At 60.9% G+C, this 9,685-nt stretch carries 11 protein-coding genes; 4 read left to right on the top strand and 7 right to left on the bottom strand.

What is annotated here, in order from left to right:
• The first annotated feature begins 82 nt into the window (after positions 1-82).
• Positions 83-406 (top strand): transcriptional regulator SutA, encoded by a 324-nt coding sequence (gene sutA, locus HNR03_RS12935; protein WP_090178135.1) that lies wholly within the window; start codon positions 83-85, stop codon positions 404-406.
• A 186-nt stretch (positions 407-592) separates the two neighbouring features.
• Here sutA and HNR03_RS12930 read toward each other — a convergent pair whose 3' ends face one another.
• From HNR03_RS12930 to HNR03_RS12905, 6 genes are read right to left on the bottom strand one after another with little or no spacing between them, the layout of a single operon-like run.
• Positions 593-1,300: an HAD family hydrolase gene (locus HNR03_RS12930; protein WP_259153976.1), complete on the bottom strand. Its 708-nt coding sequence runs from the start codon at positions 1,298-1,300 to the stop codon at positions 593-595.
• Entirely contained in the window at positions 1,297-2,196 is a 900-nt protein-coding gene (gene xerC / locus HNR03_RS12925) for a tyrosine recombinase XerC (RefSeq protein WP_090178141.1), read from the bottom strand. Before xerC ends, HNR03_RS12930 begins: the two co-directional genes overlap by 4 nt.
• Positions 2,197-2,198: 2 nt before the next feature.
• The gene (locus HNR03_RS12920) at positions 2,199-2,924 is read right to left on the bottom strand and encodes a DUF484 family protein (protein WP_222588973.1); all 726 of its coding nucleotides are present in this window, start codon (positions 2,922-2,924) and stop codon (positions 2,199-2,201) included.
• A gap of 13 nt (positions 2,925-2,937) precedes the next feature.
• Positions 2,938-3,768: a diaminopimelate epimerase gene (gene dapF / locus HNR03_RS12915; protein ID WP_222588972.1), complete on the bottom strand. Its 831-nt coding sequence runs from the start codon at positions 3,766-3,768 to the stop codon at positions 2,938-2,940.
• A 4-nt stretch (positions 3,769-3,772) separates the two neighbouring features.
• Complete coding sequence (gene lysA, locus HNR03_RS12910; RefSeq protein WP_222588971.1) at positions 3,773-5,020, bottom strand: diaminopimelate decarboxylase; 1,248 nt, start codon at positions 5,018-5,020, stop codon at positions 3,773-3,775.
• A 9-nt stretch (positions 5,021-5,029) separates the two neighbouring features.
• The gene (locus HNR03_RS12905; protein ID WP_033060682.1) at positions 5,030-5,203 is read right to left on the bottom strand and encodes an LPS translocon maturation chaperone LptM; all 174 of its coding nucleotides are present in this window, start codon (positions 5,201-5,203) and stop codon (positions 5,030-5,032) included.
• Between the two features lie 329 nt (positions 5,204-5,532).
• Between HNR03_RS12905 and cyaY the strand changes: the two genes are divergently transcribed.
• The 3 genes from cyaY to rnk all read left to right on the top strand — a co-directional run bounded on the left by cyaY (position 5,533) and on the right by rnk (position 6,682).
• Positions 5,533-5,865 carry an iron donor protein CyaY gene (gene cyaY, locus HNR03_RS12900; protein ID WP_222588970.1) on the top strand — a complete coding sequence of 111 codons (333 nt, stop codon included), beginning with the start codon at positions 5,533-5,535 and terminating at the stop codon, positions 5,863-5,865.
• Positions 5,866-5,869: 4 nt separating this feature from the next.
• A complete protein-coding gene (locus HNR03_RS12895; RefSeq protein ID WP_222588969.1) occupies positions 5,870-6,082 on the top strand; it encodes a DUF1289 domain-containing protein in 213 nt (70 codons plus the stop codon).
• Between the two features lie 189 nt (positions 6,083-6,271).
• The gene (gene rnk, locus HNR03_RS12890; protein WP_222588968.1) at positions 6,272-6,682 is read left to right on the top strand and encodes a nucleoside diphosphate kinase regulator; all 411 of its coding nucleotides are present in this window, start codon (positions 6,272-6,274) and stop codon (positions 6,680-6,682) included.
• 7 nt (positions 6,683-6,689) lie between these two features.
• Here the strand turns inward: rnk and HNR03_RS12885 are convergent, their stop codons facing one another.
• Positions 6,690-9,533 carry a class I adenylate cyclase gene (locus HNR03_RS12885; RefSeq protein ID WP_259153972.1) on the bottom strand — a complete coding sequence of 948 codons (2,844 nt, stop codon included), beginning with the start codon at positions 9,531-9,533 and terminating at the stop codon, positions 6,690-6,692.
• Positions 9,534-9,685: the final 152 nt, after the last annotated feature.

The following is a 9,685-nucleotide window of genomic DNA, read 5'->3' as shown; positions in this document are numbered from 1 at the left end:
TATTGAATTTTTCCGGCGGCCTTCGACAGATGGCGAAGCTGGGCTATAACTAATCTGCTTTTCGCAAGTCATGAGGTAGAACATGAGCGACGATGATCTGGAAAACGACGACCTCGAAGTAGGCGACGACGACGAAACCGAAGAAGGTCTGGAAGCAGCGGCCGAAGACGTCGCTGAAGACGACGGCGGTGATACGCCCGTTCCGACCGCCAAAGGCAAAGCCAAGGCAGCGGTCTCGGTCGATGAGCTGCCGAGCGTTGAAGCCAAGAACAAGGAACGCGACGCCCTGGCCAAGGCCATGGAAGAGTTTCTGGCGCGGGGCGGCAAGGTGCAGGAAGTGGAGGCCAATGTGGTCGCCGATCCTCCCAAGAAGCCTGACAACAAGTACGGCAGCCGGCCTATCTAAGCGCCTGCTACCTGCTTGCTGAAAAAGCCCGCCGTCGCTGCGGGCTTTTTCATGGGCGGAACAAATCGTGGGCCTGCGGTGATCCCCTGTGGGAGCGAGCTTGCTCGCGATAGCGGAGTGTCAGCCAATATCAATGTTGAATGTCACACCGCGATCGCGAGCAAGCTCGCTCCCACAGGTTTTGCGTCAGGCCGAGACGGAGTTCCAGAGGGCCAACAACGCCGGCAACTCGGTCAAGCTGCGAATCTCGGCATCCGGTGCCTTCTCGGCTTCCCAGGCCTTGCCCGCCGGGTTGAACCAGATCGCCCGCAATCCCGCCTGCTGTGCTCCGGCAATGTCATCTCCAGGATGATCACCGATATGCACCGCGGTCTCCGGCGTCGCCCCGCCACGCTGCAATGCCTCATGAAACAGTCGCGCATCGGGTTTGGCGATGCCGATGTCTTCGGCGCACAACGCAAACTTGAAGTAGTCCGCCAGCCCGAGCCGGCGCACATCGGCGTTGCCGTTGGTGACCACGCCGAGGGCGTAGTGCTTGGCCAGCGTACCCAGCGTCGGCTCGACGTCGGGGAACACCTCGATCTGGTGCCGTGCGTGCAGAAACACTTCAAAACTTTTGTCGGCCAGATCAGAAGCCTGGTCATGGTCGTAGCCGGCTTCTTCCAGCGCATGGAACAGCACCCGGCGGCGTAGCGCGCTGATGCGGTGTTTGAGGCCCGGTTCGCTCCCCAGAATACGCTCGCGAATCGTCCACAGATGCTCCACCGGCACCGCGCCCAGGTTGGGTGCATGCTCGGTCAGCCATTCACGCAGTACGGCTTCGGCGCTGACGATCACCGGAGCGGTGTCCCAAAGGGTGTCGTCGAGGTCGAAGGTGATCAATTGGATGGTCATGAATCATCGCCCTTAATGCGTTTGGCCCGTGGATGGGCGCTGTCGTAGACCGTTGCCAGGTGCTGGAAGTCCAGGTGGGTATAGATCTGAGTAGTCTTGATGTCCGAGTGGCCCAGCAGTTCCTGCACCGCCCGCAGGTCCTGGGAGGACTCCAGCAAATGGCTGGCGAAGGAATGTCGCAGCATGTGCGGGTGCAGGTTTTGCCCCAGCTCGCGCTCACCGGCTGCCTTGACCCGTACCTGAATGGCCCGTGGGCCAAGGCGCCGGCCTTGCTGGCTGACAAACACTGCATCATCCGCCGGGTTGGTCATGGCTCGCAACGGCAGCCACAGCTCCAGCGCTTCGCGAGCCTTTTTACCCACCGGAAGCAGTCGGGTCTTGCTGCCCTTGCCGAGCACTTGAACCATGCCGTCGGCCAGATCCAGCTGATCCAGATTGAGTCCGGTCAGTTCCGATAGCCGCAAGCCCGAGGAATAGAACAGCTCCAGAATGGCCTGATCCCGGCGCGCGAGGAAATCATCCTCCACGGCGCCTTCGAGCAGTTGCAGTGCGCGGTCGGTATCGAGGGTTTTAGGCAGCCGGCGTTCGCCTTTGGGCGGTGCCAGGCCATTGGCCGGGTCGTGATCGCACAGGCCTTCGCGGTTCAGATAGTGATAGAGCCCGCGCACTGCCGAGAGCAGGCGCGCAAGGCTGCGGGACGATTGACCCTGTGAATGCAGGCGTGCGATCAGGCTGCGCAAGCGTTGAATGTCCAGGGCAGCCCAACTGCTGATGTTCTGTTTGACGCACCAGCCGAGCACTTTGTCGAGATCGCGGCGGTAGGCGTACAGCGTGTGGGGCGACACCTGGCGCTCACTGCGCAGGTGTTCGCAGTAAGCGTCCAGTTGCCGTTCCACGATCAGCGTACCGAGCGCAGGGAACTGTTGACCCGTGGCAGCACCCGGCCCATGACTTCGGCGATGTAGCTCAGGAACAGCGTGCCAACCGAGCTTTTATAGTGCTGCGGATCGCGACTGGCGATGGCCAGGACGCCGTGGATGCCTTGATGGCTGATGGCGACGACGGCGGTCGAGCCGATCTGCTTGCGCTGTTCTTCGCCGAACAGGAAGTCCAGTTCGTGATCGCGCAGGCTGCCGCTGACGCTTTTATCTTCCGAGAGCAAACCGCCAATGGCCGTTTGTGCTTCGGCATGGGTCGCCCAGCGGCCGACCGGCATGGGATTGTCACCCAGCAGGATCAGGCTGACAAAGGGCACCTGGAAGTCCTGGCGCAAGCTGTCTTCGACGCTGATCACCACGTCTTCCAGGCTGTTGGCGTCCATCAGCGCGAGAATCAGGCGGCGGGTCTTGTCGAACAGGCGGTCGTTGTCGCGGGCCACGTCCATCAAGTGCGAGAGGCGATGACGCAACTCGATGTTGCGGTCGCGCAGGATCTTCATCTGGCGCTCGACCAGCGAGACGGTATCGCCACGCTGGTGCGGAATGCGCAAGGCCGGGAGCAGTTCTTCGTGCTCGACGAAGAAATCCGGATGAGCCTCCAGGTACGCGGCAACTGCCGCCGCCTCAAGGCTTTCGGAAGGGGATTCGTCGGGCTGTAGGGCGGGAACCTGGGGCTTATCTTTCATGGATTCGACTCTCTCAAAGACGCACTTGTCCTTCATAAACGCGCACTGCCGGGCCGGTCATCATGACCGGTTGGCCTGGGCCTGCCCACTCAATGGACAGGCGCCCGCCGGGCAGGTCGATCAATAGCGGCGAATCCATCCACCCCTGGCTGATCGCAGCCACTGCAGCTGCGCAAGCGCCGGTGCCGCAGGCCTGGGTTTCCCCGGCGCCACGTTCCCAGACGCGCAACTGCGCGCGGTTGCGGTCGATGACCTGGAGAAAACCGACATTGACCCGCGCCGGGAAGCGCGGGTGGTGTTCGATTTTCGGCCCCAGTTCATGCACCGGTGCGTTATTGATGTCGCTGACCCGGAGCACGGCATGGGGGTTGCCCATGGACACGGCGGCCAGTTCGACCGTGGTGCCATCGACATCGAGTTTATAACTCAGCGCCTGTTCTGGCGCGTCGAATGGAATCTCGGCCGGCACCAGGCGTGGCGCGCCCATGTTGACACCGATCTGGCCGTCGCTGCGGATATCCAGCTCGATGATGCCGCTTTTGGTCTCGACGCGAATCTGCCGCTTGGCGGTCAGGCGCTTGTCGAGCACGAAGCGGGCAAAACAGCGCGCACCGTTGCCGCACTGTTCCACTTCGGAGCCGTCGGAGTTGAAGATCCGGTAACGGAAATCAACGTCCGGGTTGCTCGGCGCTTCGACGATCAGCAACTGGTCGAAACCGATGCCCGTGTGCCGATCGCCCCAAAGCTTCGCGTGCTTGGGCAGGATATGCGCGTGCTGGCTGACCAGGTCGAGGACCATGAAGTCGTTGCCCAGGCCGTGCATCTTGGTAAAACGCAGCAGCATGGGGTTACTCCGGCAGCAGGCTTTCGCCAGCAAACAACTCGGCTACCGTCTCACGGCGACGCACTTCGATTGCCTGATCACCGTCCACCAACACTTCAGCGGCGCGGCCACGGGTGTTGTAGTTGGAACTCATGACAAACCCATAGGCGCCGGCCGAATGCACGGCCAACAGGTCGCCTTCTTCCAGGGCCAGTTCACGATCCTTGGCCAGGAAGTCGCCGGTCTCGCAGATCGGGCCGACGATGTCATAGGCACGCGCGGCAGTGGTGCGCGGGCGCACGGCGGTGACGTCCATCCAGGCCTGGTACAGCGCCGGGCGGATCAGGTCGTTCATGGCCGCGTCGACGATGGCGAAGTCTTTGTGTTCGGTGTGCTTGAGGTACTCGACCTGAGTCAGCAGCACGCCGGCGTTTGCGACGATAAAGCGGCCCGGCTCAAACACCAGTGCCAGGTCACGACCGTCGAGACGCTCGCGCACGGCTTTGATGTAGTCGGCAGCCAGCGGCGGCTCTTCATCGCGATAACGCACGCCCAAGCCGCCACCGAGATCGATGTGGCGCAGGTAAATGCCGCAATCGCCGAGGCGATCGACCAGGCCCAGCAGGCGGTCGAGGGCATCGATGAACGGAGGCAGGGTGGTCAGTTGCGAACCGATGTGGCAATCGACGCCGACCACTTCCAGGTTCGGCAGCTGCGCGGCGCGGACGTACACGTCTTCGGCGTCGGCGATGGCGATGCCGAACTTGTTCTCTTTGAGACCGGTGGAAATGTACGGGTGGGTACCGGCATCGACGTCCGGGTTCACACGCAGCGAGATCGGCGCGCGAACACCCAGCTCGGCGGCGACCACTTGCAGGCGTTCCAGCTCGTCGGTGGATTCGACGTTGAAGCAATGCACGCCGACTTCCAGGGCGCGACGCATGTCATCACGGGTCTTGCCGACGCCGGAGAACACGATCTTGTCGGGGCTGCCCCCAGCGGCTAGGACGCGTTCCAGCTCACCACGGGAGACGATGTCGAAACCGGCGCCCAATCGCGCCAGGACATTCAGCACACCCAGGTTGGAGTTGGCCTTGACCGCGAAGCAGACGAGGTGCGGCATGCCGACCAGCGCATCGGCATACGCCAGGTACTGGGCTTCGATGTGGGCACGGGAGTAGACATAAGTCGGCGTGCCAAAGCGCTCGGCGATGGCCGACAGGGCAACACCTTCCGCGAACAGCTCACCGTCACGGTAGTTAAAAGCGTCCATGGCGTTCCCTTATTGGTAGACGTCGTGCTTGTGTGCTTTCGACGGGCTCTTTTGCGAGGATTGGGCTTGCTCGGCTGGATCCTGGGAATCGTCAGGCAGGTACAGCGGGCCTTTTTGACCGCAGGCCGACACAAGGCAAGCAACCGCGACGAGCGCAGCAAGGGAAGAGATCAGGCGCTTCATGGCGAAATCCTTGAAAATGCGTTAATTGCGCCGGAGTATACCGGCCACCCGGCAGCTTGCCTATGTAACGGAGCTCCCGTCCGGCGGGGCTTGGAAGATGTCCATCAGTTATGTGCAATCCATTGTGGGAGCGAGCCTGCTCGCGATGACGGAGTGTCAGTCAACAAAGATGTTGAAACTGCTGACCCCTTCGCGGGCGAGCCCGCTCCCACATTTACTGTGTTTGATGTACCTATATCGGTGCTTGATCGTTATCCTTTGCAATCGTCGGGGCTCGCCCGTATCTTGCGGCGCTTGAGCGTGAACAGACATTTTTTGAGGTTGCCGCAATGAGTTTGACCGAAGCCCGTTTCCACGATCTGGTCGATACCACCCAGCAAATGCTGGAAGATATTTTCGACGAGAGTGATCTGGATATCGATCTGGAGAGCTCGGCCGGTGTTCTCACCGTCAAGTTCGAAAATGGCAGTCAGTTGATCTTCAGCCGCCAGGAACCGTTGCGCCAGCTGTGGCTCGCGGCGGTGTCCGGTGGCTTCCACTTCGACTATGACGAAGAGAGCGAGCGCTGGATGTGCGACAAGAGCGAAGAGCAACTGGGCGAGATGCTCGAGCGCATCGTCAAGCAGCAGGCTGATGTCGATCTCGATTTCGAAGGTCTGTGAGGTCGTGACCCAGCCCGTTCGTCCGCCCAAGCCGCTTTACAGCAATGTCAGCCCGGCAGTGCCGTCTCCTTGCAGCGGTGTCTGTCGGCTGGACGAGCAAAAGGTCTGCCTCGGCTGTTTTCGCCATGTCGAAGACATCCGCGAATGGCGCTCGGCGGATGACGATCGCCGGCGAGCGATTTGCGCCCAGGCGACCCAGCGCAAATCCTGCGCCTGACCCTGCTGCAGGGCCTCCTTTGACTCAGCTTGCAAAGGACAAATCGGGGCTTGGTCGCCCTGACTTGTATATTTATTGAGCTGTGATAGTGTCCAGAAACGCCTCAACCCATCGAGGCTCGTGAAAACCCCGCCTTTTTCTGGCGGGGTTTTGCTTTTTCTGCGCAGAAGAAAGGAGTCTGCCTTTATCATGACTGAACCTTCCATCACCCTTACTCGTCTGGACGTACAACGTCTGGAGCGCCTGATCGACAGCCTGGATGACACGCTGCCGGGCGTTATCGCGCTGCAAACCGAACTGGACCGTGCCGATAACCTGGTCAGTCACGAAGAAGTGCCTGCCGATGTCGTGACCATGAATTCACGTGTGCATTGCCGTGAAGAAATCAGTGGCAAGGACTATCACCTGACGCTGGTTTATCCCAAGGATGCCAACGCCGATGAAGGCAAGATTTCCATTCTGGCGCCGGTTGGCAGCGCGCTGCTGGGTCTCAAGGTCGGGCAGCACATCGACTGGCCGGCACCGGGGGGCAAAACCCTGAAACTGACCCTGCTGGAAGTTGAATCACAGCCTGCCAATGGCGGCCACTTCCCGGAATGACCCTGTCTTAGACCTGCTCGAGCGCCTCGTTCAGTGCGCGCTCAAGATCAGCCTTGTAGCGCAGATACAAATTGCTTGAGCCATGCCCATCACCGATCAGGCCCGACAGGTCCAGGTCGGTGATGTAGCAGCGATAGCGCTCGACTTCACGGCGCTGCTCGACGATCTCCTGGGCGACCACGCTGAACAGTTGGTCGCCATATTCAAGCTCCGAAAACTCCCGCTGATTGCAATACAACGTGACCTGCACCTGCCCCGGTGCGGCTTTGCCGACGATGGCCTGTACGTCATAGAACGGCTTGTCGATCGGGGTTTGCGGTGCGGCTCGGGCCTCGACCCGGCGAGCGCGTCCGGGGCCTGACGGCAATAGCTGGTAGTACAGCGTGTCCAGGCTCAGGGGCTGGGTGCTGTTCATGGGTAGCAGCGCATCGCGTCGGTATTGAATCGATTGCAGGAACCGTTGCAGCGGCACCAGCAGGCTTTGTTCGTCGTGATAAGGCAAACGCTGTTGCCACAACGCATTGAACTCATCCAGCACGTACACATCAGCGTGCTGTTCATAGACGCGGTAGAACACCTGAATGCACTCAGGCTGGCCCATGGGCAGAAGCAACGCCAGGTCGTGATCTTCCAGCGCCATCGGGTCCAGCTGCAGCGGGCTGTAGCTCGCCAGTTCTTCGCCGAGGTAATCCAGCAGCGCTGGCAGCGTGGCGAGGGCGACGTGATTGACCTGTCCGGGCACCAGCTCCAGCACGTGGTAATGCTGCTGGACCTGTATCAGGTAGCGATGATTGAGGTTGCTCAGCAGCAGGTTCTGCGCGGTGTCGAGGACCTCTTCGACCCGGCGTGCGATGAATTGCGCGCGGTTGTGGCAAAAGCAGCGAACCCGCAACTTGGGTTGTTGTGCTCCGCCAAGGAGATTGTTGAGGTAGTCGCGCAGGCAGTCGAGCAGCGCATGAGGCCCGTCGTAGCGGCTGACCAGCACTTCGTTCCAGCTATTAAGCGTGACCTGGTCCAGGGTCAGTACCAGATTCTCGCGGACCCCGGCGTAGCTCAAGGAGTCGGTGCGCTCGGTGGTCATCAGGATGTTCAGGTCGCGGTGATGCTTGAGCGGATCGACGCCGACGTTCACCAGAATCAGCACTTCACTTGGCACGCTGGGGCGCAGCAACGGCTCTTCGGCAACCGTTACCAAGGGCAGGGCGATGGTCTGTTGCAGGCTGCCGAGCAGGTTGAACAGTTCAAACTCACTCAAGTCGCTGGTGCCGGGGTGCAAGGCGAGACGGGTGCTGCTGTCGATCACACCGTTACGATGGCACCAGGTCAGCAACTCCAGCAATTGGCGGCTGCGCTTGATCGGCGCGAAATGTTCCCACTCATGGGCGGCCAGGCTGCCGTTGTACAAACACCACTGAACGTTCCCCGGCTCTTTTTTGTTGGGTGCCTGAACCAGCGTCAGGGTGTCTTCGGCCAGATCCGGGGCGATGCCCGGGTTGATGAACTCGACTTTGTCGGCTTTGCGCTCAAAAGCCGCGTACAGCCGTCGACCCAGCACATTGAGGTCGCGTTTGTTGATCAGGCTGACGGTTTGTTCGTTGCGAGCAAACTGGGTCAGGAAGCGGTAGCTGTAGTTCAGCTCGTTGACCAGGGCGCGGCGCTCTGCGCTGACCTGGCGGACCTTCCATTGGCTGCGGCTGTCGAGCAGCGCCAGTTGCCGCTGATCCCAATTCCATTCATGAGCCAGCCGCTCAAGCAGTGAACGCTGCCAACTCTGGGTGCGACTGCTGCCGGTGAGCTTGCGGTTGACCTTCAGGTACAGCGCGCGGCGCACCAGTTCAAGCCGTTCAGGCTCGCCGCGGGCCGTGAGGTATTCCTCGATGCGCCGATAAACCACGATATAGGGATCAAGCTCATCGAGGTCCAGCTGATTGGCGAACACCGCTTGCTTGAAGCGCAGGCTCAGGCAATGCACTTTAGGATGTTCGCTGGCGTAGACCTCGGTCAGCAACAGCTTGAGCACGGACTTGTACGGCGACTCGATGCCCTTGAACAACTGCCAGAGCCCGGCACCGATGAATTCGCCGGGCGGGATGTAGGCCAGATGGCCCAGATCCAGAGACTCATCAGCCCGAATGAAACGCTTGGACAGCAGCGTGTGGGTGTAACGGTCGTAGGCCGCTTCCTCGTAGACCGGCACCAGCCACCAGATGGGCGTGCGTCCGGCCAGCCAGATGGCGGTGCGGTAGAACTCGTCCAGCAACAGGTAGTGCTGAGTGGTGCCGCAGTCTTCCGAACTCAGCTGCGTGTCGCGCTCGCCGAGCACGAAGCGCGTTGGATCGATCAGAAAGAAATGCGCCTCGGCACCTTGGCTGGCGGCCCAGACTTCAAGCAACTGGCACTTTTTACGCAGCTCGCCGAGTTCATTTTCGCTCAGGTCCGGCGCGTGACAGACCCACACATCCATGTCGCTCTGATCGGCCTGGGCCAGGGTGCCCAGGCTGCCCATCAGGAACAGGCCGTGAATCGGTCGCGGCGGATTGCTGCCGTGGCGCGGCTTATAGGAAAACGATCGGGTCAGGCGTTGGGCTTCAGCGAGGGCGTTGGCGTCAGGCTCGAAATTCGCCAGCCCCGCCGGCGTGCTGCCCGACACATAACCTGGCAACAGCGGATGATTGACGTGGAAAAACAGTGGCAGCAGCGTCAGCACTGTTTGTTGGCGCGTCGACAGCCCTTCCATGGCGCGGGCCATGCGACCTTCGTTGAGTTTCAGAAATCGTGCGCGCAGTTGACTTAGAACCTTGCGGTCGATTCCCTCGTCCAGATCGGGGCGGATTTCGTGGGTGCGGGTCATGTCAGCTCAAACCGGCTCGCGTGGCTCGGACGCAGGGTCTGCGGATGAGGGGCAGTTTAGCGCCTCGTGCCCGGGACTTTTAAGCTGATTTTGTGTTTTTGACGTCAGATTTTTATCGTGCGGCGACAGCAGGAAGCCAGGTGTGCCCGCGG

The organism is Pseudomonas sp. JAI111 (assembly GCF_024809425.1).
Classification (GTDB): domain Bacteria; phylum Pseudomonadota; class Gammaproteobacteria; order Pseudomonadales; family Pseudomonadaceae; genus Aquipseudomonas.
Note: the sequence above shows the minus strand (reverse complement) of the source record. Positions and strands in the feature narration are given on the sequence as shown.